Origin of the sequence: Streptomyces sp. NPDC014991 (genome assembly GCF_043080665.1) — a bacterium.
Taxonomy (GTDB): Bacteria; Actinomycetota; Actinomycetes; order Streptomycetales; family Streptomycetaceae; genus Streptomyces.
The window spans coordinates 16,128-40,715 of the sequence record NZ_JBIBVY010000001.1; the positions used below are offsets into that span (position 1 = coordinate 16,128).

24 protein-coding genes and 1 pseudogene are annotated in these 24,588 nt (G+C 71.9%); 10 read left to right on the top strand and 15 right to left on the bottom strand.

The features are described from left to right. Nucleotides 1-21 precede the first annotated feature (21 nt). Entirely contained in the window at nt 22-750 is a 729-nt protein-coding gene (locus ACF1BE_RS00065; protein ID WP_392197381.1) for an amino acid ABC transporter ATP-binding protein, read from the top strand. Nucleotides 751-765: 15 nt separating this feature from the next. Here ACF1BE_RS00065 and aroQ read toward each other — a convergent pair whose 3' ends face one another. Further along, nucleotides 766-1,239, bottom strand: coding sequence for a type II 3-dehydroquinate dehydratase (gene aroQ, locus ACF1BE_RS00070; protein WP_392196681.1), 474 nt, complete (start codon nt 1,237-1,239; stop codon nt 766-768). A gap of 208 nt (nt 1,240-1,447) precedes the next feature. Between aroQ and ACF1BE_RS00075 the strand changes: the two genes are divergently transcribed. Further along, nucleotides 1,448-2,731, top strand: coding sequence for an MFS transporter (locus tag ACF1BE_RS00075; RefSeq protein ID WP_392197382.1), 1,284 nt, complete (start codon nt 1,448-1,450; stop codon nt 2,729-2,731). Nucleotides 2,732-2,786: 55 nt separating this feature from the next. Here ACF1BE_RS00075 and ACF1BE_RS00080 read toward each other — a convergent pair whose 3' ends face one another. The 7 genes and pseudogenes from ACF1BE_RS00080 to ACF1BE_RS00110 form a co-directional block, all read right to left on the bottom strand. Continuing rightward, nucleotides 2,787-3,887 carry a calcium:proton antiporter gene (locus ACF1BE_RS00080; protein WP_392196682.1) on the bottom strand — a complete coding sequence of 367 codons (1,101 nt, stop codon included), beginning with the start codon at nt 3,885-3,887 and terminating at the stop codon, nt 2,787-2,789. Nucleotides 3,888-4,040: 153 nt separating this feature from the next. Next, nucleotides 4,041-5,039 (bottom strand): TerC family protein, encoded by a 999-nt coding sequence (locus tag ACF1BE_RS00085; RefSeq protein WP_392196683.1) that lies wholly within the window; start codon nt 5,037-5,039, stop codon nt 4,041-4,043. A gap of 223 nt (nt 5,040-5,262) precedes the next feature. Further along, a pseudogene (locus ACF1BE_RS00090) lies at nt 5,263-5,539 on the bottom strand (export associated protein); the annotation flags it as partial. A gap of 213 nt (nt 5,540-5,752) precedes the next feature. Further along, complete coding sequence (locus ACF1BE_RS00095; protein ID WP_392196684.1) at nt 5,753-6,034, bottom strand: hypothetical protein; 282 nt, start codon at nt 6,032-6,034, stop codon at nt 5,753-5,755. A gap of 56 nt (nt 6,035-6,090) precedes the next feature. Beyond that, nucleotides 6,091-6,669: a TerD family protein gene (locus ACF1BE_RS00100; protein WP_392196685.1), complete on the bottom strand. Its 579-nt coding sequence runs from the start codon at nt 6,667-6,669 to the stop codon at nt 6,091-6,093. 162 nt (nt 6,670-6,831) lie between these two features. After that, nucleotides 6,832-8,979 carry an excinuclease ABC subunit UvrB gene (gene uvrB / locus ACF1BE_RS00105; RefSeq protein ID WP_392196686.1) on the bottom strand — a complete coding sequence of 716 codons (2,148 nt, stop codon included), beginning with the start codon at nt 8,977-8,979 and terminating at the stop codon, nt 6,832-6,834. A 40-nt stretch (nt 8,980-9,019) separates the two neighbouring features. Then, the gene (locus tag ACF1BE_RS00110) at nt 9,020-9,886 is read right to left on the bottom strand and encodes an MHYT domain-containing protein (RefSeq protein ID WP_392196687.1); all 867 of its coding nucleotides are present in this window, start codon (nt 9,884-9,886) and stop codon (nt 9,020-9,022) included. Between the two features lie 277 nt (nt 9,887-10,163). On the opposite strand from ACF1BE_RS00110, the gene ACF1BE_RS00115 reads away from it, so the two are divergent. Further along, a complete protein-coding gene (locus tag ACF1BE_RS00115) occupies nt 10,164-11,036 on the top strand; it encodes a glycerophosphodiester phosphodiesterase (RefSeq protein WP_392196688.1) in 873 nt (290 codons plus the stop codon). Between the two features lie 41 nt (nt 11,037-11,077). Next, nucleotides 11,078-11,632, top strand: a complete 555-nt coding sequence (locus ACF1BE_RS00120; protein WP_392196689.1) for a methylated-DNA--[protein]-cysteine S-methyltransferase — start codon at nt 11,078-11,080, stop codon at nt 11,630-11,632. A gap of 318 nt (nt 11,633-11,950) precedes the next feature. Here ACF1BE_RS00120 and ACF1BE_RS00125 read toward each other — a convergent pair whose 3' ends face one another. Next, nucleotides 11,951-12,631: a DUF5701 family protein gene (locus ACF1BE_RS00125; protein WP_392196690.1), complete on the bottom strand. Its 681-nt coding sequence runs from the start codon at nt 12,629-12,631 to the stop codon at nt 11,951-11,953. 117 nt (nt 12,632-12,748) lie between these two features. After that, nucleotides 12,749-13,180 (bottom strand): VOC family protein, encoded by a 432-nt coding sequence (locus ACF1BE_RS00130; RefSeq protein WP_392196691.1) that lies wholly within the window; start codon nt 13,178-13,180, stop codon nt 12,749-12,751. A 99-nt stretch (nt 13,181-13,279) separates the two neighbouring features. On the opposite strand from ACF1BE_RS00130, the gene ACF1BE_RS00135 reads away from it, so the two are divergent. Then, nucleotides 13,280-14,188 carry a pseudouridine-5'-phosphate glycosidase gene (locus tag ACF1BE_RS00135; RefSeq protein ID WP_392196692.1) on the top strand — a complete coding sequence of 303 codons (909 nt, stop codon included), beginning with the start codon at nt 13,280-13,282 and terminating at the stop codon, nt 14,186-14,188. Next, on the top strand, nt 14,185-15,108 hold the full coding sequence (locus tag ACF1BE_RS00140; RefSeq protein WP_392196693.1) for a carbohydrate kinase family protein: 924 nt from the start codon (nt 14,185-14,187) through the stop codon (nt 15,106-15,108). Before ACF1BE_RS00135 ends, ACF1BE_RS00140 begins: the two co-directional genes overlap by 4 nt. A 98-nt stretch (nt 15,109-15,206) precedes the next feature. Here ACF1BE_RS00140 and ACF1BE_RS00145 read toward each other — a convergent pair whose 3' ends face one another. Then, entirely contained in the window at nt 15,207-16,001 is a 795-nt protein-coding gene (locus tag ACF1BE_RS00145) for a methyltransferase (RefSeq protein ID WP_392196694.1), read from the bottom strand. A 173-nt stretch (nt 16,002-16,174) separates the two neighbouring features. On the opposite strand from ACF1BE_RS00145, the gene corA reads away from it, so the two are divergent. Further along, on the top strand, nt 16,175-17,302 hold the full coding sequence (gene corA, locus ACF1BE_RS00150) for a magnesium/cobalt transporter CorA (RefSeq protein ID WP_392196695.1): 1,128 nt from the start codon (nt 16,175-16,177) through the stop codon (nt 17,300-17,302). Nucleotides 17,303-17,591: 289 nt separating this feature from the next. Here the strand turns inward: corA and ACF1BE_RS00155 are convergent, their stop codons facing one another. Then, on the bottom strand, nt 17,592-18,224 hold the full coding sequence (locus tag ACF1BE_RS00155) for a uridine kinase (RefSeq protein WP_392196696.1): 633 nt from the start codon (nt 18,222-18,224) through the stop codon (nt 17,592-17,594). 236 nt (nt 18,225-18,460) lie between these two features. Between ACF1BE_RS00155 and ACF1BE_RS00160 the strand changes: the two genes are divergently transcribed. Then, complete coding sequence (locus tag ACF1BE_RS00160) at nt 18,461-19,156, top strand: DUF2293 domain-containing protein (protein ID WP_392196697.1); 696 nt, start codon at nt 18,461-18,463, stop codon at nt 19,154-19,156. 293 nt (nt 19,157-19,449) lie between these two features. Further along, nucleotides 19,450-20,937: a glutamate synthase subunit beta gene (locus tag ACF1BE_RS00165; protein WP_392196698.1), complete on the top strand. Its 1,488-nt coding sequence runs from the start codon at nt 19,450-19,452 to the stop codon at nt 20,935-20,937. 236 nt (nt 20,938-21,173) lie between these two features. On the opposite strand, the gene ACF1BE_RS00170 is transcribed toward ACF1BE_RS00165, so the two are convergent. Then, the gene (locus ACF1BE_RS00170; RefSeq protein WP_392196699.1) at nt 21,174-21,686 is read right to left on the bottom strand and encodes a carboxymuconolactone decarboxylase family protein; all 513 of its coding nucleotides are present in this window, start codon (nt 21,684-21,686) and stop codon (nt 21,174-21,176) included. A 46-nt stretch (nt 21,687-21,732) separates the two neighbouring features. Here ACF1BE_RS00170 and ACF1BE_RS00175 point away from each other — a divergent pair, with 46 nt between their 5' ends. Continuing rightward, nucleotides 21,733-23,259: a PLP-dependent aminotransferase family protein gene (locus ACF1BE_RS00175; RefSeq protein ID WP_392196700.1), complete on the top strand. Its 1,527-nt coding sequence runs from the start codon at nt 21,733-21,735 to the stop codon at nt 23,257-23,259. Nucleotides 23,260-23,407: 148 nt separating this feature from the next. Here the strand turns inward: ACF1BE_RS00175 and ACF1BE_RS00180 are convergent, their stop codons facing one another. Both ACF1BE_RS00180 and ACF1BE_RS00185 read right to left on the bottom strand, forming a co-directional pair. After that, the gene (locus tag ACF1BE_RS00180) at nt 23,408-23,662 is read right to left on the bottom strand and encodes a DUF397 domain-containing protein (protein WP_392196701.1); all 255 of its coding nucleotides are present in this window, start codon (nt 23,660-23,662) and stop codon (nt 23,408-23,410) included. Beyond that, nucleotides 23,663-24,523: a helix-turn-helix domain-containing protein gene (locus ACF1BE_RS00185; RefSeq protein WP_392196702.1), complete on the bottom strand. Its 861-nt coding sequence runs from the start codon at nt 24,521-24,523 to the stop codon at nt 23,663-23,665. Nucleotides 24,524-24,588: the final 65 nt, after the last annotated feature.

Here is a 24,588-nt window from a genome sequence, read left to right on the forward strand (position 1 = left end):
AGCGGCGCGCCCGTGCTGCGGATGGAGTCCGTGCGCAAGACCTTCGGCGGCTCGGTCGTCCTGCGGGACGTCGGCCTCGAGGTCGCCCCGCACACCGTGACCGCGCTGATCGGCGCCTCCGGCTCGGGCAAGTCCACGCTGCTGCGTTGTGCCAACCTCCTGGAGGAGATCGACGACGGCGCGATCTGGCTGGACGGCGAGGAGCTCACCGACCCGCGTGCCGACCAGGACGCGGTGCGCCGCCGTATCGGCGTGGTCTTCCAGGCCTACAACCTCTTCCCGCACATGACCGTGCTCGACAACATCACGCTCGCACCGCGCCGGGTGCACGGCGTCTCCCGGCAGGAGGCCGAGGAGAGCGCCAGGGGGCTGCTGGGGCGCCTCGGCCTGGCCGGCAAGGCGGACGCGTACCCGGACCGGCTCAGCGGCGGCCAGCAGCAGCGTGTGGCGATCGTGCGGGCTCTGGCCGTACGGCCCCGGCTGTTGCTGCTGGACGAGGTCACGGCCGCGCTCGACCCCGAACTCGTGGGCGAGGTGCTGGAGGTGGTGCGCGGCCTGAAGGACGAGGGCATGACCATGGTGCTGGCGACGCACGAGATGGGTTTCGCCCGGGACGTCGCCGACCAGGTGTGCTTCCTGGACGGCGGGGTGGTGCTGGAGCGCGGCACGCCCGAGCAGGTCTTCGGCGACCCGCAGCAGGAACGCACCCGGCGCTTCCTGCGAAGGATCGTGGAGGCGGGCCGGCTGTAGCGACCCCGCCCGGAGCTACGCGTCCGCGCGCGCCGCCCCCAGCAGGGCTGCGACCCGCTCCACGCCGAACACGTAGCCCTGCACCCCGCAGCCGGCGATGACACCGTCCGCGCGCAGCGACACGTAGGAGTGGTGCCGGAACGCTTCGCGCTGGTGGATGTTGGAGATGTGCACCTCCAGGACGGGCATGCCGTCGCAGGTGTTCAGCGCGTCCAGGATCGCCACCGACGTGTGCGAGTACGCCCCGGGGTTGATGACGATCCCGCAGTGGCCGAGCCGTGCCTCGTGGATCCAGTCGACCAGTTCGCCCTCGTGGTTGGACTGCCGGAAGTCCACCGTGCCGCCGTGCTCGGCCGCCGCCTCGGCGCACCGTGCCTCCACGTCGGCCAGCGTGTCCTTGCCGTAGATCTCGGGCTGGCGCCGGCCGAGCAGGTTCAGGTTGGGCCCGTTGAGAATCATGATCGGGGCGTTGGCCAGGGTGCGGGGCACGGTTCCTCCGGTCCGTTCGGGGCGGTGCGTCGACGACCGCTGCTGGCACCCGGTCTATCACGGTGGCCGGAGCGGACGACGAGCCGTGCGCGCCGGTCACCACGGCGCGTGCCCGGCCCCGCGCGGCGCTTCCGCACGCCCCGTGACTCCTGATCGTCCAGGCAGTTGACGCGGTATGCACGAGGTACGCCGCGTCAGCACACCGTCCATGCCGCGGCTCGCCGCCGCCTCACTCGCCGGGACGGCGATCGAGTTCTACGACTTCTTCGTCTACGGCACCGCGGCCGCGCTGGTCCTGGGGCCGCTGTTCTTCCCGACGTTCTCGCCGGCCGCGGGGACGCTGGCGGCGTTCGGGACGTTCGGAGTGGGGTTCGTGGCCCGGCCTCTGGGAGCGGTGGTCTTCGGGCACCTCGGGGACCGGCGCGGACGGCGGCCTGTGCTCGTCGTCTCCCTGCTGCTCACCGGCGCCTCGACGGTAGCGGTCGGCTGTGTGCCGTCGTACGGGACGATCGGTGTCGCCGCGCCCGTGCTGCTGCTCGTCCTGCGCTTCCTCCAGGGGCTCGGGCTCGGCGGGGAGTGGGGCGGCGCGGTGCTGCTGACCGCCGAGCACGCGCCCGCCGGGCGGCGCGCCCTGTGGTCGAGCTTCCCGCAGGTGGGACCGGCCCTCGGCTTCGTACTGGCCAACGGGATCGTGCTCGCGCTGTCGGCGACGCTGTCCGGCGCGGAGTTCGCGCGGTGGGGGTGGCGTGTGCCGTTCTGGGCGGCCGGCGCGCTGGCACTGGCCGGTCTGTGGCTGCGTTCGTCGCTCACGGAGAGCCCGCGGTTCCTGGAGATCGACGACCACGCGCGCGTACCGCTCGTCGAGGTCGTACGGCATCACGGGCGGCTGGTGCTGCTGACGGCCGGGGCACTGGCCGCCGGGTACGCGGTGTTCTACACGGTGACGACCTGGTCGCTGGCCTACGCCACGGAACGGCTCGGTGTGAGCCGCACGGTCATGCTGACGTGTGTCATGGCCGCGGTGCTCGTGATGGGCGCGCTCACACCGCTCGCGGCGCTGCTCGGTGACCGCTACGGGCGCCGGCCGATGTGTCTGACCGGGTGTGCGGCCAGCGTGCTGTGGATGCTTCCGATGGTCGCGCTGCTGGCGACCGGCGAGCCGCTGCTGATGTTCCTGGGCATCCTGGGCGCCCTCCTCGCCTTCGTCACCATGTTCGCGGTGATCGCCGCCTACCTGCCGGAGCTCTACGAGCCGCGAGTGCGCTGCACGGGCGCCGCCGTGGGCTACAACCTCGGCGGGGTGCTCGGCGGCGCGCTCACCCCCCTCGTGGCCACGGCAATCGCGGAGCGGGGCGGGCGTGTCCCCTGGGGGGTGGGGGCGTATCTGAGCGGCATCGCCCTGCTCAGCCTGGCGTGCTTCGCGCTGCTGCCGGAGACGCGGCCGGTGCCCGTAGCGGCGGCGGAACCGGTGACGGGGCCGGTGACGGGCTGACCGGACGTGCCGCGGGTGCCGACGGGCCGGGAGTGGTGGGCCCGGTGATGGCGGGCTACGGGTTGACCGCCAGCTCCAGGTAGGCCGCGAACAGCACCAGGTGCACGCCGCCCTGGAGGGGGGTGGCCCGGCCCGGCACCACCGTCAGGGAACTGACGACCACGGTCAGCAGCAACATCAGCATGTGGGTCGCGCCGAGACCGAGGACGAGCGGCCCGGACAGCCAGACGGAGGCGAGCGCCACGGCCGGGATGGTCAGGCCGATGCTGGCCATCGCGGAGCCGAGCGCCAGGTTGAGGCTGGTCTGCACCCGGTCACGGCGGGCGGAGCGCAGCGCGGCGATGGTCTCGGGCAGCAGGACGAGCAGGGCGATGATCACACCGACGACGGCGGGGGGCAGGCCTGCCACCGCCACACCCGACTCGATGGTGGGCGACACACCCTTCGCCAGGCCGACCACGCCGACCAGCGCCAGCCCGAGCAGGGCGAGGCTGGTCCAGGCGGTGCCTGCGGAGGGAGGGTCTGCGTGGCCGTCCCCGGTGATGATCTCGCCCTGGCGGGTGACGGGGAGGAAGTAGTCGCGGTGGCGCACGGTCTGTGTGGCCACGAACAGGCCGTACAGGACCAGTGACGACAGCGCGGCGAACGTCAGCTGGACCGTGGAGAACTCGGGTCCGGGCTTGCTGGTCGTGAACGTCGGCAGCACCAGACTGAGCGTGGCCAGCGTCGCCACGGTCGCCAGTGCCGCGCCCGTGCCTTCGGGGTTGAAGACCGCCGTGCCGTGCCGCAGGGAGGCGACGAGCAGGCAGATCCCGACGATGCCGTTGCAGGTGATCATCACGGCGGCGAAGACGGTGTCCCGGGCCAGGGTGGAACTCTTGTCACCGCCGTCGGCCATGAGGGTGACGATCAGGGCCACTTCGATGATCGTGACGGCGATGGCGAGCACCAGCGAACCGAAGGGCTCGCCCACCCGGTGGGCGACCACCTCGGCGTGGTGCACCGCCGCCAGAACGGCGCCGGCGAGAACGAGGGTCACCAGGGCGACGACCGCGCCGGGCAGGTCGCGGCCCCAGGTGAACACCAGCAGGACGATCGCGAGCACCGGCACGAGGGCCGTCCATTGCCGGGTGAGCGACCACAGCCGAGTGATCATGCGGCGATGTTCGCAGAGACGTACAGCATTCGCATGTCGTTCTTTCGGGACACCTCTTGTCCTTTCCGGTGCGGGGCCCGGTACCGGCGGGGGCCGGCCCCCGCACCGGCCGACACCGCGTCGCACCGGGGCCCCGCAGAGCCGTCAGCGCGGTCAGGCGTCGGCGTTCTCCCTCGGAGTGCCCTCGTCCACGTGCGCCGCTTCCACGGCCGCCTGCTTCCGCGAGGCCATCAGGCTGGTGATCGTGGTGACGGCGAGGACGGCGCAGATCACGCCGAGCGAGACCGGGATGCCGATCTCCGGCACGTGCACGCCGGACTCGTGCAGGGCGTGCAGCACCAGCTTGATCCCGATGAAGCCGAGGATGATCGACAGTCCGTACGACAGGTGGACCAGCTTCCTGAGCAGTCCGCCGATGAGGAAGTACAGCTGGCGCAGCCCCATCAGGGCGAAGGCGTTGGCGGTGAAGACGATGTACGGGTCCTGGGTCAGGCCGAAGATCGCGGGGATGGAGTCCAGGGCGAACAGCACGTCAGTGGTGCCGATGGCGAGCATCACGACCAGCATCGGGGTCATGACGCGCTTGCCGTTCTGCTGGATCCACAGCTTGGTGCCGTGGTACCGGTCGGCCACGCCGAACCTGCGCTCCGCGGCCTTCAGCAGCTTGTTCTCCTCGAACTCCTCGTCCTCGTGGTCCGCCCGGGCCTCCTGGATGAGCTTCCAGGCGGTCCAGATCAGGAAGGCACCGAAGAGGTAGAACACCCAGGAGAAGCTGCCGAGGACGGCGGCTCCCGCGGCGATGAAGACGGCCCGCAGGACCAGGGCTATGAGGACACCGACGAGCAGGACGCGCTGTTGGTACTGGGTGGGCACCGCGAACTTCGCCATGATCAGGACGAAGACGAAGAGGTTGTCGACGCTCAGCGACTTCTCGGTGATGAAGCCCGCGAAGAACTCGCCGGCCGGTTGTCCGCCGCCGAAGACGAGGAGGCCGAGGCCGAACAGACCGGCCAGGGCGATCCAGACGACGGTCCAGACACCCGCTTCCTTGACCGACACCTCATGGGGCTTGCGACCGATGAGGAAGTCGACGGCGATCAGGGCGGCGAGGCCCACGATGGTGAGGACCCACAGGGTCAGGGTGACTTGCACTGCACCTCCGGCATTACGTCACGGCGAATACGTCAGCGTCGTCGCTGCCGGAGGTCTCTTCCACCCACGATGGGCCGGCGTCCCGGGACCGGAACCGGTCCGTATTGACGGGAGCGCCGCAGTCAGGGAGTACTCCCCTCCGCACAAAAAACAGTACCTCAACGCCCAAGGGAAGGTAAAGAGAGAAGTAAAGGAAATTCCAAAAAGCCTGCTCAGAGGGGCTTTACTCGTACTTGGGGAGGGCTCTGGCCACTTGTGCGAGCACCTCAGGCAGGATCCGGCTGCCGACCGGGATCCGTGAGGCTCATACGTCAGACGTGCCCGACCCAGGGAGCGGCGAGGTGATCGCCGGGCAGCGGGGTGAGTCGCAGCAACGAACGCCACAACGGGTCCAGCGAGGGACCGTGGGCGGCGGCGTCCTCCCGGTCCGCCACCAGCAGGAGATGTACGCCGGCGGCCGGGCCCTCGTCGGCGAGATGACGCAGCCGGCTCACCTGCCGCTGACGCGGTCCGGAGTTCTGATGGAACTCACCCGGCGCGTCGGCCTGGTCCGGATGGCGATGTCCGCAGGCGCGTCCAGGACACTGCCGGCCGATGTCGACACCGCACGGCAGCTCCTGACGGTCCACGACTCCCCCCACGGGTTCGACGACCGGGCGGCGCCCAGCTGGTCGACCAGGCGCGCGCTGTCCTCGACCGCGGCCTCGCCCAGCTCACCGACCGCGCCGGCTCCGCCGCGCCGGGAGCGGCAGCGGTCTGCGGGGCGGCAGCGGCAACGGAGGCGGCAGCGGTTGGGGGCTGGGAGCGGGAGCGGACACCTCGACGCCGGGCGGTACGGCGACGCCGGGGTGGGCCACCCACTGGGGGCCGCGCACCCTGCCGTACTCGTCGGCGAGTGGGGCTCCGGCCAGGACCGGCGCTCCGGCCGAGATGCGGGTCTCCAGCCGGACCCGGGACAGCGGGTGGTTCTGTCCCCGCACCAGCTCGGCCGTCATCGCCGTGGCCCCCTGGGTCGCGGTCTCCCGTCTGCCGCACCCCGTGGCCGGCGCTCCTACAGATGCGGCAGGATCGCCGGCATCAGGTCCTGGAAGGTGCGGCCGCCGGCCGGCGCGCCGATGGCCGTCATCGTCCAGCCGGAGCCGGCACGGTGCACCTTGGCCATGATCTGGGCGGTGTAGTCGCCACCACCGGCCAGCGTGTAGCGGGCGAGTTCCTGACCATTGGTCTCGTCCACGAGGCGGCAGAACGCGTTCTGCACCTCCTGGAAGGTCTGGCCGGTGAAGGAGTTCACGGTGAAGACGATCTGGTCGACGTGGACCGGGACGCGCTGGAGGTCCACCAGGATGGCCTCGTCGTCCCCGCCCTGACCGGCGCCGCCGACGCGGTTGTCACCGGTGTGGCGCACGGAACCGTCGTCGCTCACCAGGTGACGGAAGAAGACGACGTCCTTGGGTTCCCCGCCGGCGAAGAGGACCGCCGAGGCATCCAGGTCGATCTCCCGGGTGCGGGAGCCGAACAGGCCGCGCCGTTTCGCCGCCTGCCAGCCGAGGCCCATACGGACCGCCGTCAGGGTGCCCCCGTCCTTCTTCTCCAGGCTGATGGCCTGACCCTTGGACAAGTTCACGGACACGGCTGATTCCCCTCTCGACAGTCCCCTGTTGCCGCGCCATGGAGCCGCGCGGTTGTCGAAAACCCTACGCAGGGGCGGCGACGGCGCCGAACCCCGAACCGCGCTTTGTGTCGGTGTTGCAACACTCGGCGCATATGGCGAGGTCCGGCACCGTCGCGGAGGTCAGGCGAGGCCGCCCTCCCGCATCTGGCGCAGCTCTTTCTTCATCTCGGAGACCTCGTCACGCAGCCGGGCCGCGATCTCGAACTGGAGCTCCGCGGCGGCGGCGCGCATCCGTTGGGTCATCTCCTCGATCTGTCCGGCGAGTTCGGCCGCCGGCCGGTCCGTCGGAACCGCCCGGCCCTTGGCGGCCTTGGCACCCTTGCCGGCCTTCGCGCCCTTGGCCGCCTTGTCCCCGAGCGACGGGACGGGTGCCTTGGCGGCCTTGCCGTCCTTCGCCGAGCGGTAACCGGAGTCGAGGAGCTGTTCGGTGTCGACCTCCTCGCGGGCGATCTGCGCGACGATGTCGTTGATCTTCTTCCGCAGGGGCTGCGGGTCGATGCCTCTGGCCTTGTTGTAGGCGACCTGCTTCTCCCGGCGGCGGTTCGTCTCGTCGATGGCCTTCGCCATCGCCGGGGTGATCTTGTCGGCGTACATGTGGACCTGGCCGGAGACGTTTCGTGCGGCGCGGCCGATGGTCTGGATCAGCGAGGTGCCCGAGCGGAGGAAACCCTCCTTGTCGGCGTCCAGGATCGCCACGAGGGACACCTCGGGCAGGTCGAGGCCTTCACGGAGCAGGTTGATGCCGACCAGGACGTCGTACTCACCGGAGCGCAGCTCGCGCAGCAGTTCGACGCGGCGCAGGGTGTCGACGTCGCTGTGCAGATAGCGGACCTGGATGCCGAGTTCCAGGAAGTAGTCGGTGAGGTCCTCGGCCATCTTCTTGGTCAGCGTGGTGACGAGGATCCGCTCGTCCTTCTCGGTGCGCTTGCGGATCTCGTGCACCAGGTCGTCGATCTGGCCCTCGGTGGGCTTGACCACGACCTCGGGGTCGACCAGGCCGGTGGGGCGGATGATCTGCTCGACGACACCGTCCGAGCGGGACAGCTCGTAGGTTCCCGGGGTGGCCGACAGATAGACGGTCTGCCCGACGCGCTCCTGGAACTCCTCCCACTTCAGGGGACGGTTGTCCAGGGCCGAGGGCAGGCGGAAGCCGTGGTCCACGAGGGTGCGCTTGCGGGAGGCGTCGCCCTCGTACATCGCGCCGATCTGCGGGACGGTGACGTGCGACTCGTCGATGACGAGCAGGAAGTCGTCCGGGAAGTAGTCCAGCAGGGTGTTGGGCGGGGAGCCGGGCAGGCGGCCGTCGAAGTGCATCGAGTAGTTCTCCACGCCGGAGCAGGTGCCGATCTGGCGGAGCATCTCGAGGTCGTACGTGGTGCGCATCCGCAGGCGCTGGGCCTCCAGGAGCTTGCCCTGCTTCTCCATCTCCGCGAGGCGGTCCCCCAGCTCCTTCTCGATGTCGTTGACGGCCCGCTCCATGCGCTCGGGTCCGGCGACGTAGTGGGAGGCGGGGAAGACGTACAGATGCTCGTCGTCGCTGATGATCTCGCCGGTGAGCGGGTGGAGCGTGGACAGCGCCTCGATCTCGTCGCCGAACATCTGGATGCGGACGGCCAGCTCCTCGTAGACCGGGAAGATCTCGATGGTGTCGCCGCGGACCCGGAAGGTGCCGCGGGTGAAAGCCATGTCGTTGCGGGTGTACTGGATGTCCACGAAGCGGCGCAGCAGCTCGTCGCGGTCGATCTCGTCGCCGACCCTGAGCGGGACCATGCGGTCCACGTACTCCTGCGGGGTACCGAGGCCGTAGATGCAGGACACCGACGCGACCACGATGACGTCACGGCGGGTGAGCAGCGAGTTGGTGGCCGAGTGGCGCAGGCGCTCGACCTCCTCGTTGATCGAGGAGTCCTTCTCGATGTAGGTGTCCGACTGGGGGACGTAGGCCTCGGGCTGGTAGTAGTCGTAGTACGAGACGAAGTACTCGACGGCGTTGTTCGGGAGCAGCTCGCGGAACTCGTTGGCCAGCTGGGCGGCGAGCGTCTTGTTCGGCGCCATCACGAGCGTGGGGCGCTGGAGCTTCTCGATCATCCACGCAGTGGTGGCGGACTTGCCGGTGCCGGTCGCGCCCAGGAGGACGACGTCCTTCTCGCCGGCCTCGATGCGCTTGGCCAGGTCGGCGATGGCCGCCGGCTGGTCGCCGCTGGGCTGGTAGGGGCTGACGACCTCGAAAGGCGCCACCGTGCGTTCGATGTGGGAAACGGGCCGCATGTCATCAACCGTACGACCCCCCACTGACAACCGGCCCCGGTCAGCGGTTCTGCGGGGTGCGCTGGCCGTGGTGCTCCGGCTGGTGTCCCCCGTGGAGGGCGGGCCGGCGGCCGGTGTGGGAGGCGACGGCGGCGGCCGGCACGCCCGGCTTGTCCTCGACGGGCGTCCACTCGGGGCGGCCCGTGACCATCAGCGGATCGAAGATCACGACGACGCCCGCGAGGAGCAGGAAGGCGAGCGGGCCGATCAGCATCGGCGCGAGCACGGAGGCCTCCGGCGCGCCTCCGGTGGCGTGGGAGACACCGTCGAGGTGAACGCCGAGGGCGGCCATCCCGGTGTAGTGCATGCCGCTGACCGCGAGTCCCATGACCAGGCTCGCGCCCACGCTCCACAGGAAGCCCCGGACGCGGCCGGCGGCCCACAGGGCGGCGGTGGCGGCGACGACCGCTATCACGACGGAGGCGGCGACGGTGATCGTGTTGTAGGTGAACCGGCCGTGGAAGCGGACGCCCGCCATGCCGAGGTAGTGCATGGAGGCGACGCCCAGGCCGGTGATCGTGCCGCCGGTGAAGAGCGGGGTGCCGGTGGCACCCCGGTAACCGACGATGAAGATCCCCACACCGACCATGACGATGGCGAGACCGAGACTCGCGTACGTGATCGGCCCGTCGTAGTGGATCGGCGCCCCCTGGATGGAGAAGCCCATCATGGCGACGAAGTGCATGGTCCATATGCCGGAGCCGATCGCGGCCGAGCCGAGGGCCAGCCAGGCGGGTCGCCTGGAGTGCGTGACCAGCAGGGATCTGGTGGTGCAGCGCAAGCCGAGGGCGCCACCGAGGCAGGCCATCAGATAGGCCACCAACGGGGTCACGGCCCCGTAGCTGAATCCGTCGACCGTGCCTTGCATCGCGGCTGCCCTTCCGCCTTCTTACGTCCCGGAATGTTTGGAATGCGCCCCCGTCCCAGGACCGCGCGGCGGTCAGGGTTGTCGCAGAGAGTATGACCCCCACCGGAATGGTCGAACGATTCTGCGGCAAAGAAACACGGCGTTGCCGCACTTGTGCGGCACTGGTGAGCGGTCGCGGAGATCCCCGTTCGGTCCGTGGTCGTCGTGCGCCCGGGTGCCGTTGACCCAGTGCTGTCAGTCTGGTGCTGTCGGTATCCGCTCGACGCGAGGAGTACGCATGTACGCGCGCGTAGTCGCCGCCACCGTCGCCACGGTCCTGGGGACGGGGACGATCCTGCTGAGCCCCGCCTCCGACGCCCGGGCGGGCGAGGACGGCCCACCCACGGTGATCGCCCATCGGGGCGCCTCGGCCTACGCCCCCGAGAACACGCTGGCCGCCATCGACAAGGCCGCCGAGCTGGGCTTCTCCTGGGTCGAGAACGACGTCCAGCGCACCAAGGACGGCGTGCTGATCGTCCTCCACGACGACGGCCTGGAACGCACCACGGACGTCGAGCAGGTCTTTCCCGGCCGCGCGCCGTGGAAGGTGAAGGACTTCACCGCCGCCGAGATCGCCCGGCTGGACGCGGGCAGCTGGTTCTCCCCCGCGTACGCGGGCACGCGCGTGCCGACACTGGCGGAGTACATGCGGCGGTTGGAGCACAACCACGAGAAGCTGCTCATGGAGATCAAGAACCCGGAGCTGTATCCGGGCCTCGAACAGCAGACCATGAAGCTGCTCGCCAACGAGGGCTGGTTGGACGGCCGCCATCTGGGGCGGCTGATCGTGCAGAGCTTCAGCGCCGACAGCGTGCGGACCGTCCACGAACTGAAGCCCGCGGTCACCACCGCCTACCTGGGTACGCCCACCGTGTCGGATCTGCCCCGGTTCGCGGGCTTCGCCGATCTGGTCAATCCCCCGCACGACTCGCTCTCCCTGGGCTACGTCTCGGCCGCGCACGCCATCGACGGGCCGCACGGCAGGCCGCTGGGGCTGTTCGCCTGGACGGTGGACGACGCGGCCACCGCGCGCCGGGTGGCCGGGTACGACGTCGACGGGATCATCAGCAACAAGCCCGACGTGGTGCGGGCGGCGCTGGCTTCGGACTGAGCGGGACGGTCGTTGTCGGTGGCGGGTCGTACCGTGGGCGCATGGACAGCCATGGGCGGGATGAGCAGCGACTCGTGTGGGCCGTCGTCGGCACGGACATCGGTCCGCTGATGCTGGCAGCGACCGGCGACGGCCTGGTGAACGTGGTCTTCCACGCGTCGGACGCCGTGCGCCTGCGGGCGCTGGAGCGGCTGGCCGCCCGGCTGGGCCGCGAGCCCGTGGAGGATCCGGACGCGCCGCTGCTGGCGGAGGCCGTACGCCAGGTGCGGGCCTACCTGGCGGGCGAGCGGCACGCTTTCGACCTGCCGCTGGACTGGTCACTGATATCCGGGTTCAACCGGCAGGTGCTGCGCGCACTGGCGTCCGGAGTGCCGTACGGCACCGTGGTCGGGTACGGCGATCTGGCGGGGCGGGTCGGGCAGCCCGGCGCTGCGCAGGCGGTCGGCGCGGCGATGGGCGCCAATCCGCTGCCCGTGGTCGTGCCCTGCCACCGGGTGGTGGAGCGCGGCGGCGGCATCGGCGGTTTCGGGGGCGGGCTGGAGACCAAGCGGAAGCTGCTCGCCCTGGAGGGCGTGCTGCCCGAGCCGCTGTTCTGAGATGGCCTCCGTAGTCGCCCCCGGCCCGGCCGCCCGGGGGGCGGGGGCCCCCCCCGTTCATCTGTCCCGGAGAAGATCAGGGTTCGCGGACCTGTGGGGGCGTGCCCCGCACCCGCCCGGACGGCGTCGCCGGCGGACGGCCGGTGACCTACGACGCCCAGCGGTACGGGAAGCGCGACACCGTCGAGCGAGCCGTCTGGTCGTGGCGGGGCCTGGCCATCCGCTACGACCAGACACCGGGCAGCTGCCTGGCGGGGCTCCAGCTGCGTGGCGCGATCATCCGGCTCCGCGGCCTCCGCCCCGCCCGGTCACGACTCCTTACAGGTCCAGCACCGAGCGGCTCGTTGCGGAGGCGAAGCCCAACCAGGTGTGCCGGTTGCCCGCCCAGCACCAGCCCACCTTGGGGGCGTTGCGACGCTCGCGGCCGTCACGCCCGGTGCCGTTGCTGATCCAGATCGCCGGCGTGCGGGCGTCCAGCGCGCCGTTGGCCTTGCGCAGCCGGGAGCCGATGGTCATGAAGCAGTGGTTGCGCTCCAGGACGGCGGGCTGCTGCATCACCCAGTGGATGCCTTCGGTGAGCAGCAACGGGGTGCGGTTCTCCGCCGTGAGGGCGGGCAGCGCCTCGTTCGGGCTCCGGTTGGCCATCCGGTCACCGCGGTCGAGGCCGGTGAGGAGGTAGAGCGGGGCGTCGGGCAGCGCGACCGTGTCGAGCGGGGCGAAGAGGTCGACGTCGGGCATGTCGGTGACGACGAAGCCCGGCTTGCCGTCGTGGCGGAGCAGCCGCGCGAGGGCGGAGGCAGTGGCCCGGCCCGGGTGGACGGCGAGTAGGGCGCCGTCGCCACCCGCAGATGCCTCGGCGGCCTCGGCGAAGGCACGGAGCTCGGCGGTGGACAGCCCTGCGATCTCGTGCACCCCCAGCTCGACCAGTCGTTCGGCCTGCACGCTCAGGGCCGGGAGTAAGGGGAGAACGGTGGAGGTGGCGTGCGTGGTTTCGGACACGATGCTCCAAGGGACAGCGACGCGGGTGGACCCAGAGGCAACGAGGCGGCCCGCCGGAACGTTCCCGCCGCTGCCGGACCCCGCTCCCCTGGTACGGCCTGATCCGCACGGAGGACCCTAGTCGTCGTAGTGCCGGGCCTCGAATATGTTGCCGTCGGGGTCGCGGAAGTAGAAGCTGCGGGTGGCGTCGCCGCGGGCGCCGGACAGGCCGCGGTCGATGTCCGACACGGGGACATCGTGTTCTTGGAGGCGGGCGCGCAGGGTGTCGAAGGCGGCGGCCGGCAGGGACAGACAGACGTGGTTGACGGGGTGGCCCGCGCTGTCGGCCGAGCCGGGCAGCATCCTCATGCGTGCGGCGAAGGTGCGCGGGGCGAGGTCGAGGATGGTCTCCTCGTTGACGCGTACGGAGGGGAAGGCCGCCTTTCCCTCGGTGAACTCGGTGACCCTGAGCGGCTCCAGGCCGACGGCCGTCTCGTAGAAGCCGGCTGCCGCGACGGGATCGGTCACCCACAGGACGACGTGGTCGAGACGCGTGGTGTTGTTCGTCATGCGGCCCAGGCTGGTGGCGTCTCCCACAGGCCGCAAGCGTTTATGCGGTGCCGGCGCCCGCCAGGGATGAGGAGGAACCGACGGACAGGAGGCGGGCACGTGGTGCTGGTGGTGTCGGAAGAGGTGCGGGGAGCGCTCGACGCGCGGCGCCCGGTGGTGGCCCTGGAGTCCACGATCATCGCGCACGGCCTGCCCCGTCCGCGCAACCTGGAGGTCGCGCGGGAGCTGGAGGAGGCGGTGCGGCGGGAGGGTGCCGTGCCGGCGACCGTCGCCGTGCTCGACGGTCAGCCGCGGGTCGGCCTTGACGAGCGGCAGCTGGAGCGGGTCGCGAACCAGGACGGCATCCGCAAGCTGGGCCACCGTGACCTGCCGCTCGCCGTGGCCGCGGGGGCGAGCGGTGCGACGACCGTGTCGGCGACGGCACAGCTGGCCGCGCTGGCGGGGATCCGGGTGTTCGCCACGGGCGGGCTGGGCGGTGTGCACCGGGAGTGGACACTGACCCAGGACGAGTCCGCCGACCTGGGGCTGCTGGCGCGGACCCGGATCACGGTGGTGTGCGCGGGCGTGAAGTCGATCCTGGACGTGCCGGCGACGCTGCAGCGGCTGGAGACGCTGGGCGTGGCCGTCGCCGGGTTCGGCACGGACCGGTTCCCCGGCTTCTATCTGTCGGACTCGGGGCATCCGGTGGACTGGACGCTGGACAGTCCGGAGCAGGTCGTCGCCGTCATGCGCGCCCAGGACGCCCTGGACGCGCCGGAGTCCGCGCTGATCGTCGCGAACCCCGTTCCGGAGGCTGAACAACTCGATCCCGGGCTGCACGCGCGCGTGCTCTCCGACGCGCTGCGCGCCTGCGCGGAGCGGGGTGTCACCGGGCAGGCGGTGACACCGTTCCTGCTGGACCATCTGGTCCGTCACACGGACGGAGCCTCGCTGAGCGCCAACCTGGCGGCGGTGCGGGGCAACGTACGGCTGGCGGCGCGGATCGCCACGGCGTGGACCAGGGGGTGACCGCTGAGCGGAACAGGGCGCTGCTGGTCGTCGGGGACGTGGTCACCGACGTGGTGGCCCGGCACCGGGGGCCGCTCGCGGCCGGCACCGACACGGCCGCCGTGATCCGGACGCTGCCGGGTGGTGCGGGCGCCAACGTGGCCTGCTGGGCCGCCCACGCGGGCTGCGCGGACGTACGGCTGCTGGGGCGCGTGGGCGCGGACGCCGCCGCGTGGCACGAGCGGGAGCTGGTGGCGGCCGGGGTGCGGCCCCGGCTGGTGGTGGATCCCGAGGCGGCGACCGGGACGGTGATCTGCCTGGTCGACACGGGTGCGGCGGCCGAGCGGACGTTCCTGACGGACAGCGGGGCGTCTCTGCGGCTCGACCCCGCCGACTGGTCGGACGCACTGCTCGACGGCGTGGCCCGGCTGCATCTGTCGGGCTATCTGCTGTTCACCGAACCGAGCCGGCAACTGGTCCGCAGGGCCGTCGCGGCGGCACGCGCGCGTGGCGTGCCGGTCAGCCTGGACCCGGCGTCGGCCGGCTTCCTGGCGGGGCTGGGAGCGGACCGTTTCCTGGCGTTCGCGGAGGGACTGGACGTGCTGCTGCCCAGCAGGGACGAGGCGTGCCTGCTGACCGGGGCGCCGGATCCGGTGGACGCGGCGGCCAGGTTGAGTCGGTTCGTACCGCTTGTGGTGGCCAAGGCGGGCCCGGACGGGGCGCTGGTGGCCCGGTCCGGTGCCGTACCGGTCCGGGTCCCGGCCGTGCCTGCGGCGCCTCGGGACACCACCGGCGCCGGTGACGCCTTCACCGGTGCTTTCCTCGCCGCGCTGCTCGCGGGCGCGCCGCCGGAGGAGGCGGCGGCGTGGGGCTGCCGGGCGGGCGCGGAGGCGGTGGAACGGGTGGGCGGCAGACCACCGCGGCCGGGAAGCGCGGACTGACCCCGCGGGGGCGCTCGGTGGCACCGGCGGCAGAACGGTCCGGGGCCGGCCGGCCCTGCTGCCTCGTCGGCCGGGCGGCGGAGTCCGAGGAACGAACGCTATGCCTTGCGGCCCCACGCCGAGATCATCGGTGCGGTGGCCAGGTCCATGCCGCCGGCCGCCACGTTGGCCAGGTGCTGGTCGATCTCCTGGTCGGTGGCCAGGCCGGCGGCGACCAGCCGGGAGCGGACCTGACGGACGGTAGCGGCCTCCAGGGCCGTGCAGGCGGGTGAGGTCACGGGGAAGTGCGCGTCGGCCTCCACGTCGTGCAGCCCGGCCTCCCGGAGCAGACGCGGGAGTCTGCGGCCGTACGACAGGTCGGCTCCGCGGTCGGCGAGCAGCTTGCGGAAACCCTGGCGCAGCCGGTTGGCGAGCCGCTGCTCGGGACCGTGTTCGTCGGGGCAGATCAGGGGCTGGAGTGCGGGGTCGGCGTCCTCGACCAGCAGGCGGCCGCCCGGCCGCAGGGCCTGGACCATGGAGCGCAACGCCCGGTCCCGGTCCGGGACGTGGACCAGGACCAGCCGGGCGTGGACCAGGTCGAAGCCCTCCCCCGGGGGTTCGTCGGCGCCCACGTCGTGGACGCGGACCTCCACCGGTGGACGGACCGCGGCGGCGAGCCGGGAGGTGTCGATGTCGGTGGCGACGACCTGACCGGCCGGCCCCACTTTCCCGGCGAGCCAGGACACGACGGAGGTGCCGCCGGCGCCGACTTCCCAACAGCGCCAGCCGGACCGGATGCCGAGTCCTTCGAGGTGCCGGAAGGTCGTGGGGTCGAAGAGGGCGGCGAAGGCGTCGAAGCGTCGACCTGCCTCGTTCTGCCGGTTGTCCAGGAGGTATCCATCGGATGGCGTCATGGCGCGATCATCCCAGTCACCCGTCTTGTCCGCTTTGACCGGCCTCTGTCCACAGGAGAACACAAGCGGAACTCCCTGTTCCCACAGGTTCGCTCCCGCTGTGTCCGGAACTGGCAGACTTGCCGGGCAATGGCACGGAAGCACTGCGCGGAGATCCACGCGAGGAGATCCACATGTCGATGGCAGGGAATCTGCGGAAGGTCACGGGGCTGGGCAGGGTCGGTGGTCTGCGCAAGGTGGCACGGCTGGCCCGGCGTCGGCCGCGCGTGGACCTGAGCCACCCCGCCAGGTCGCCACTGGGCTCGTCGGTGGTCAACTGCGTGACGTATCAGGACGGCGTGCGCGTGCCGGGATGTGCCGATCTGGTGGACGCCGTGCGGCTGGTCCGCAAGAGCGGCGAGGGCTTCGTCTGGCTGGGACTGCACGAGCCGACGGAACACGAGTTCGCGGGCGTGGCCGAGCTGTTCGACCTGCATCCGCTCGCGGTGGAGGACGCGGTCGAGGCCCATCAGCGCCCCAAACTGGAGCACTACGGAGACACGCTCTTCGCGGTGTTCAAAACCGTCTGTTACGTGGAGCACGAGCGGCTGACGGCCACCAGCGAGGTGGTGGACACGGGCGAGATCATGCTGTTCGTCGGCGAGGACTTCGTCATCACGGTACGGCACGGCAGGCACGGCTCACTGGGCCCGCTCCGTGAGGAGTTGGAGGCGAACCCGCATCAGCTCGTCAAGGGGCCGGCGGCGGTGCTGCACGCGATCGCCGACCATGTCGTCGACGACTACCTGAACGTCACGGACGCGGTGCAGGCCGACATCGACCAGGTGGAGACGGAGGTGTTCTCGGAGGACGGCGCCTGCCTCGATCCGGGCCGTATCTACCAGATGAAGCGTGAACTGCTGGAGCTGAAGCGGGCGGTGGCGCCGCTGGGCCGCCCGGTGGAGGATCTGGCCACGCGGCCGATACGGGTCGTCGACCCGGAGATACAGGCGTACTTCCGGGACGTGTCCGACCATCTGATACGGGCCAAGGAGCAGATCGCCGCGTTCGACGAACTGCTCAACTCCATCCTCCAGGCGCATCTGGCGCAGGTGACCGTCGCGCAGAACGAGGACATGCGCAAGATCACGGCCTGGGCCGCGGTGATCGCCGTACCGACGATGGTGTGCGGGGTGTACGGCATGAACTTCCAGCACATGCCGGAGCTGCACTGGCAGTTCGGCTATCCGCTGGTCATGGCCGTGATGGCGACGGCGTGTCTGGTGCTGTACCGGGGGTTCCGGCGCAACGGCTGGCTCTAGGGTCTTTCGTTCGGATCGGGCCGGATCAGGGAGCGGGTCCTGGTGCCGTGCATCGCACGGCGGAGGAGGGCGCCATGGCGGAGCCATGGCAACCGACGACAACGCGGCGAGGCGCGGTGCCAGAGGCCGCGAGCCCGGCATGATCCGAACGAGAGGGCCCAGAAGGCGGGGCGCCGGCGTACGGCGGCTCGCGTCGCCTGGACCAGTCCGAGGGCTGGGCGGGTCCGTCGCCGGCCGGGCGGCCGCATCGGCTGGGCGGGTGGGCCCGGTCGCCGGCCGTACGTCCGGATCAGGTGCTCCAGGCGGGATGGCGTGGGTCGTCGGTGCGTACGAGGACGTCCGCCGTCCCGGCCGGGTCGGTCTCGGCCTCGTAGCGCGCGAAGGCGGGGAGGGTCCAGTGGTCGGTCTCGGGGGTGCGGCGGCGCAGGGCGCCCGGGGAGAGGAGGAGGTGCACGGTCAGGTCGAAGGGGAACCAGTGACGGAGCAGAAGGGGGCCGTGGAGCAGCAGGATCCCGCGGGGCGGGAGATGGACGTACGGGCTGCGGGTGGCCCGGTCGGTGGCGGGATCCCAGAGGTCGGGCAGGATCCGCCCGGTGCCTCCGGGATCCAGCGGGCCGAAGACCTCCCGCCACAGGGCGCCCGTGTCGAACCATCCGCTGTAGTACGACTCCGCGTCCCGCCGCCCGTGCTCCAGCCGCAGCGAGGCAGGGCGCAGGAAGCCCTCGGCGCCGACCACGAGCGAGGGCCGGCCGCGCAGCCGCAGCGCCTCCCCGACGCGTTCGGCGAGGTCGCCGGGCCGGGCGGCCGGGGCGCCGTCGAAGCCGACACGCGGCCAGGCCCCTCCGTCGGCCGGCTCCAGGCCGGCCAGCCGGTCGGCGAGCAGCTCGGCGAGCCGGTCCCAGGTGATCGCTTCGAGTCGCACAGAGCCCATGATGCCGGGTGGCTCCGGAGACCGGTGAGGGCGCCGGCGTCGAGCGGTACCGCGTCGGCGGGATCAGCTCCCCGCCGAAGCCCGCCTGGCGCTCGGCTCCCCGCCGACGCCCGTCTGGCGCGGAGACGGAGACGGGGCCCGGAGGACGAAGGAGTCGTGGCCGGAAGGAGGGGGAGAAGACGGGGCCCGTGGGGGAGGCTTGGGCGGTGAAGGGGAACGTACCGCGTATGGCGTTTCCCACGACTCCCCACTCCCCCGGCGGACTTGTCGTCGTCCAGCCGCTGAAACGGAAGCGGTGCGCCGGCTGCCGGCGCGGTCCGCTGTCGCTGCTGGTGCTGGAGGACGGAGCCCCGCGGTGCCTGGACTGTGCCGACCTCGGGCATCTGGTGCTCCTGGCACGCGGCGACACGGCGCTCACCCGCAGGGCGCGGGAGGAGAGTTCGCTGTCGGCGGTGGTGGTGCGGTTCAACCGCCGCAAGAGCCGCTACGAACGCCAGGGCGTGCTCGTGGAGGCGGCGGCGCTGGCCCGGGCCGAGGCCCGCTGTCTGGCGGACGCGGAGGCGCGGCGCCGGAGGCGGGCGCGGGACGCGCGGAGCAGGGCGGTGAAGGACGAGCGGTTCGCTGCGGCATTCACCGCCGAGATCCTCCGGCTGTTCCCCGGTTGCCCGGGTGAGCGGGCCCGCGCGATCGCGGCCCACGCGTCGGTGCGGGGCAGCGGGCGGGTCGGACGCAGCGCGGCCGGGCGCGTGCTGTCCGAGGGGGCGGTGATATCGGCGGTGGTGGCGGCCGTACGGCATGTGGACACGCCGTACGACCAGCTGCTGATGAGCGGAGTGGCACGGTACGAGGCACGGCGCCGGATCGCCCCGTCGGTGCAGGACGTGCTGCGGACGTGGCGGGGGGCCGGGGAGAGCACCGGCTGAGGCGAGGCAGGCGGACACCGCCGCAGCGTGCGACAGGGCGCCCTTCGGGCGTGGCCGGCAGCGGTCGCGGGGCCGGCCACCGGTCGACGGGCTGCCGGCGGGAGTGAGGTGACGCTGGTGCCCCGCGGCGGGCGGCCGGCAGCCCGCTGGGAAGAACCCTGGAAGAAAGCGCTGTCCGCCACTCTGCGCGGTCGCCGGCGCGGACGTATCGTGGCCGGAAGAGCAGCGCCTACCGAGGCACGGCCCGTCGTACATCCGGTGCCTCCGGTGCCCCGTACGCGAGGAAGACGCCCATGGCCGATCCCAAGGGGTTCATGACCACGCCGCGCCAGGAGTGGCCGCGGCGGCCCGTCGAGGAGCGGGTGCGGGACTGGGACGAGGTGTACGTCCCGGGAGCGCTGCTGCCCATCATCAGCAAGCAGGCCGACCGCTGCATGGACTGCGGCGTCCCGTTCTGCCACCACGCCTGTCCGCTGGGGAACCTCATCCCCGAGTGGAACGACCTGGTGTCCCGGGAGGACTGGCGGGACGCGAGTGACCGGCTGCACTCCACGAACAACTTCCCCGAGTTCACCGGACGGTTGTGTCCGGCGCCGTGCGAGGCGGGGTGCGTGCTGGCGATCAACCAGCCGGCCGTCACGATCAAGAACGTCGAGTGTGCGATCGCGGACCGGGCGTGGGAGGAGGGTTTCACTCCGGCCCGGCCGCCCGAGCGGCTGTCCGGGAAGACGGTCGCCGTCATCGGCTCCGGGCCCACGGGGCTGGCCGCGGCACAGCAGCTGACCCGGGCCGGGCACACGGTGGCGGTGTACGAGAAGGATGACCGGATCGGTGGGCTGATGCGTTACGGCATCCCCGCGTTCAAGATGGAGAAGGTGCATCTGGAGCGCCGGATCGAGCAGATGCGGGCCGAGGGGACGAGGTTCCGTACGTCGACGGTGGTCGGACGGGACGTTCCGGCGGCGGAGCTGCGGGCCCGGTACGACGCGGTGGTGATCGCCACGGGTGCGACGGCGTGGCGTGAACTCTCGGTTCCGGGCCGTGAGTTGAACGGGATACACCAGGCGATGGAGTATCTGCCGCTGGCCAACCGGGTGTGTGAGGGCGATCTGGAGGTCTCGCCGTTGTCGGCCTCCGGCAGGCATGTCGTGATCGTCGGTGGCGGGGACACCGGGGCGGACTGCCTGGGCACCGCGGTCCGGGAGGGGGCCGCGTCCGTGACCCAGCTGGACATCTACGCCCAGCCGGGTGCCGAGCGGGACGAGGACACCGAGCCGTGGCCGACGTACCCGAAGACCTACCGGCTGTCCGGCGCGCACGAGGAGGCGCGGGACCTGCGTACCGCGCCGGCGGCGGACGCGGACGCGCGGTTGTTCGCGGCGTCCACGCTCCGCTTCACCGGGGACGAGAGGGGGCGGGTGCGGTCGCTGCACCTGGTGGAGGTCGACGAGCGGCGGCTTCCGGTGCCGGAGACCGAGCGGACGCTCCCTGCCGACCTCGTGCTGCTCGCCCTCGGGTTCACCGGGCCCGACCGGGAGGACGGGCTCGTCGAGCAGTTGGGGCTGACACTGGAGCCGCGCGGCACGATCGCCCGGGACGGCGGCTTCGCGACCCGGGCGCCCGGCGTGTTCGCAGCCGGTGACGCCGCGCGCGGACAGTCGCTCATCGTGTGGGCGATCGCGGAGGGGCGGGCGGTCGCGGCGGCCGTCGACCGTTATCTGACGGGCAGTTCACGGCTTCCGGCCCCGATAGCGCCCACCGACCGGCCGATGGTGGTCTGAGGCGGCGTCCGGCGGCGGGGCGGCGCACCGGCGGTGCCGGCCGCTGCGGTACGGCCCGCCTGGTGTCGGAGCGGTCGAGCGCCGTCGCGGCGATGGACACGGCCCGCGTTGTCGAGGGGCGCGCACGCCGGCGCCGAGAGCCTGCAAGGCGCCCCTCCCGAAGGCGGCAGTCCCGGCGCGGGCGCGCCCGAGGGCGAGTGCCGTGCCGACTGACCGGCGGGACGGGGCTGGACCGGCTAACCGACGCGTTCGTCGGTGCCCGCGACCTTGCCCGTCGCCAGGGCCACGCGGTTCCACGTGTTGATCGTGAGAATCAGGGCGAGGACGTGGCCCAGTTCCTGGTCGTCGAAGTGGGAGGCTGCCTCGGCGTGGACGGAGTCGGGGACGCCTCCGTCGGCGACCCGGGTCACGGCGTCCGTCAGGGCGAGGGCGGCCTGCTCCCTCGGGGTGAAGAAGTGACGGGCCTCGCGCCAGACCGCGATCATGTGCAGCCGGTCCTCACCCTCGCCGGCCTTGCGGGCGTCGTTGGTGTGCATGTGCAGGCAGTAGGCGCAGTGGTTGAGGTGCGAGGCGCGGATCTGGATCAGTTCGACGAGGGACGGGTCGAGGCCTTCGCGGGCGGCTGCGTCGAAGCCGACGAGGGCGCGGAAGGCCTTGGGAGCGGCCTTCGCGAGGTTCAGGCGGGGGCGGGTGGTCCCGGCGGCGGTCTCGGTGGCGGATGCGGGGGCGGTGGTCGTGTGCGTCGTCATGTGTACAACCTAGGGGCCGGAAAGACCGACGGTAAGGTGCATTCACATGACGGAATCATGGGTCAATTCCGCGCAGCGCATCGGTGTGGACCTGCACCTGGAGCTGTCGGGGCCGGGCGGCCGGCGGGCGGCCCTGACGCGGGCGCTGCGAGGCGCCGTACGCAGCGGACGGCTGGCTCCGGGGACCCGGCTGCCGCCGTACCGCTCGCTCGCCGCGGACCTGGGCGTGGCCCGCAACACGGTGGCCGACGCGTATGCGGAGCTGGTGGCCGAGGGCTGGCTGACCGCCCGGCAGGGTTCCGGGACCAGGGTCGCCGTGGGCGTGGTCACTCCGCGTTCCGGCCGGCGCGGGAGCGCCGAGCCGCAGCGACACGCCGCGGCCCACGTGCCCGAAGAGGCACCTGCACACGTGCGGGGGCCGCGGCACGACCTGCGGCAGGGCACGCCGGATGCGTCGGCCTTCCCGCGTGCGGCCTGGGCGGCCTCGTACCGCCGGGCGCTGCTGGCGGCGCCGAGCGAGGCGTTCGGGCCGGGTGACCCCGCCGGGCGCCCGGAGTTGCGGGAGGCGCTGACGGAGTACCTGGCTCGTGCGCGGGGGGTGCGGGCCGAGCCGGACCGGGTCGTGATCTGCTCGGGCTTCGGGCACGCGCTTCGGCTGCTCTTCACCCGGAACACGCCGGGCACACCGGACAGTCCGGACAGGCCTGGCAGGCCGGGTGCCGGTGGCGTGCTGCGCGGTCCGCTCGGCGTGGAGGCGTACGGGCTGGGCTTCCACCGGCATCTGCTCGCGGCGGCCGGCGTGCGCACCGTACCGCTGCCGCTGGACGAGGACGGGGCGCGGGTGGAGACGCTCGGACGGGAGCGGGCCGTGCTGCTCACGCCCGCGCATCAGTTCCCGACCGGCGGCCCGCTGCACCCCGAACGCCGGGCGGCGGTGATCGACTGGGCACGCGCGCGGGAGGCGGTGGTGCTGGAGGACGACTACGACGGCGAGTTCCGGTACGACCGCCGGCCCGTCGGTGCGCTCCAGGGCCTCGATCCGGAACGGGTGGTCTACATCGGCTCGGTCAGCAAGAGCCTGTCACCGGCGCTGCGGCTGGGCTGGATGGTTCTGCCACGCCGCTGTGTGGGGCCGGTGCTGGCGGCGAAGGGCGAGCGGGAGGCGTGGGCGAGCGTGCTGGACCAGCTCGCCCTCGCGGACTTCATCACCGGCGGGTCGTACGACCGTCATGTGCGGCGGATGCGGCAGAGGTACCGGCGCAGGCGGGACCGGCTCGTCACCGCGCTCGCCGCGCACGCCCCGCACATCCGGGTCACCGGTATCGCGGCCGGGCTGCACGCGGTGCTGCGGCTGCCGCCCGGTACGGAGGGGCCCACGGTGAGCGCCGCCGCACGGCACGGCATCGCCCTCGACGGCCTCGCCGGTTTCCGGCACCCGGACGCGGCGACGGGAAGGGATGCGGAGAGGGACGTGACGGTGGACGAGGGACTGGTGGTGGGGTACGCGGCTCCCGCCGAACACGCCTACGGTGCGGCGCTCGAGGCGCTGTGCGGGGTGCTGCCGCCGGGGTGACGGCCAGGGTGACGCCGGATGCCCTGAGCCGCCACGGAGTCCCGTCGTCGGGGGCGACGGGGGTGTCGGGTTGTCCGCTCGGCCGGCTGTCGCGGGTGAGGGCAGTCGCACGAGAGACAGCGTCGCGGGAGCGGGCCGGCCGACGGGATCAGGACAGCAGGAAGTCGGCCTCCCCCGCCTTGGCGCCCTCGATGAACGCGGTTATCTCGTCCGTCGTGTAGATCAGCGCGGGCCCGTCCGGGTCGGTGGACTGGCGTACCGCGACCCGGCCGTCGGCCAGCTTCATCGCCTCCAGGCAGTTCCCGCCGTTGCCGCCGCTCCACGGCTTGTGCCACCCCTCGCTGCCCAACTCCCGCGCGGGCATCCCGTTGTAGACGCGTCCGCGCGGCCTGATGCGATCCATTCACAGCTCCTTGAGGAGATCCCGGAGGATCTCCTTCGTGCGTCGTGCCGTAGCGGCCTGCGCCGCCATGCGGTCCATGACCTCCAGGTGGGTCGCCACCTCGGTGCGTGCGTCCAGGTAGACGGCGCCGGTCAGGTACTCGCTGTAGACCATGTCGGGCAGTTCCGGCATGGCGAATCGGAACAGCACGAAGGGCCCGTACGTTCCCGGGTGCGGCCCGTTGGCGAAGGGGGCGACCTGGAGCGTCACATGGGGCAGCTTCGTGGCCTCGAGCAACTTGTCGATCTGGGCGCGCATCACCTCCGGGCCACCGACCGGGCGGCGCAGGACCGTCTCGTCCATCACGGCCCAGAAACGGGGGGCGTCGGCACGGGTGAGCAGTTCCTGGCGTTGCATGCGCAGCGCGACGTGCCGCTCCATGTCGTCGGGGCTCGTCTGGCCCACGGCACCGGATTGCAGGACCGCGCGCGCGTAGTCCTCCGTCTGGAGCAGGCCGGGGACGAAGTGCGGATCGTAGGAGCGGATGAGGGTGGCCGCACCCTCCAGGCTGACGTACATCGAGAACCAGCCCGGCAGGATGTCGTGGAACCGCTGCCACCAGCCGGGCCGGTTGGCCTCCTCGGCCAGCCGGACGAAGGCGTCGGCCTCGTCGTCGGGGACGCCGTAGGCCTTCAGCAGCAGCTGCAGGTAGGGGATCTTGAGGCTGACCTCGGCCGTCTCCATGCGGCGGACGGTGGCGGGGGCGACGCGGAGGACGCGGGCGGCCTCCTCGCGCTTCAGCCCGGCGCGTTCCCGCAGGTCCAGGAGGCGCCGGCCGAGGACCACCTGGCCCACGGTCGGCGCGGACCGCGGTTCGCTCACGCTGCCACCTCCACCGAGAGCCGCGGAACTCCAGGGCTACGAGCTCCGGAGCTCCCGAAAGCTCC

Excerpts from the sequence above, each read along its gene's own strand:
- ACF1BE_RS00065 (WP_392197381.1), top strand. The coding sequence starts at position 22 with ATGGAGTCCGTGCGCAAGACCTTCGGCGGCTCGGTCGTCCTGCGGGAC.
- ACF1BE_RS00075 (WP_392197382.1), top strand. The coding sequence starts at position 1,448 with ATGCCGCGGCTCGCCGCCGCCTCACTCGCCGGGACGGCGATCGAGTTC.
- ACF1BE_RS00080 (WP_392196682.1), bottom strand. The coding sequence starts at position 3,887 with ATGATCACTCGGCTGTGGTCGCTCACCCGGCAATGGACGGCCCTCGTG.
- ACF1BE_RS00095 (WP_392196684.1), bottom strand. The coding sequence starts at position 6,034 with ATGACGGCCGAGCTGGTGCGGGGACAGAACCACCCGCTGTCCCGGGTC.
- uvrB (WP_392196686.1), bottom strand. The coding sequence starts at position 8,979 with ATGCGGCCCGTTTCCCACATCGAACGCACGGTGGCGCCTTTCGAGGTC.
- ACF1BE_RS00110 (WP_392196687.1), bottom strand. The coding sequence starts at position 9,886 with ATGCAAGGCACGGTCGACGGATTCAGCTACGGGGCCGTGACCCCGTTG.
- ACF1BE_RS00115 (WP_392196688.1), top strand. The coding sequence starts at position 10,164 with ATGTACGCGCGCGTAGTCGCCGCCACCGTCGCCACGGTCCTGGGGACG.
- ACF1BE_RS00120 (WP_392196689.1), top strand. The coding sequence starts at position 11,078 with ATGGACAGCCATGGGCGGGATGAGCAGCGACTCGTGTGGGCCGTCGTC.
- ACF1BE_RS00130 (WP_392196691.1), bottom strand. The coding sequence starts at position 13,180 with ATGACGAACAACACCACGCGTCTCGACCACGTCGTCCTGTGGGTGACC.
- ACF1BE_RS00145 (WP_392196694.1), bottom strand. The coding sequence starts at position 16,001 with ATGACGCCATCCGATGGATACCTCCTGGACAACCGGCAGAACGAGGCA.
- corA (WP_392196695.1), top strand. The coding sequence starts at position 16,175 with ATGTCGATGGCAGGGAATCTGCGGAAGGTCACGGGGCTGGGCAGGGTC.
- ACF1BE_RS00160 (WP_392196697.1), top strand. The coding sequence starts at position 18,461 with ATGGCGTTTCCCACGACTCCCCACTCCCCCGGCGGACTTGTCGTCGTC.
- ACF1BE_RS00165 (WP_392196698.1), top strand. The coding sequence starts at position 19,450 with ATGGCCGATCCCAAGGGGTTCATGACCACGCCGCGCCAGGAGTGGCCG.
- ACF1BE_RS00170 (WP_392196699.1), bottom strand. The coding sequence starts at position 21,686 with ATGACGACGCACACGACCACCGCCCCCGCATCCGCCACCGAGACCGCC.
- ACF1BE_RS00175 (WP_392196700.1), top strand. The coding sequence starts at position 21,733 with ATGACGGAATCATGGGTCAATTCCGCGCAGCGCATCGGTGTGGACCTG.
- ACF1BE_RS00180 (WP_392196701.1), bottom strand. The coding sequence starts at position 23,662 with ATGGATCGCATCAGGCCGCGCGGACGCGTCTACAACGGGATGCCCGCG.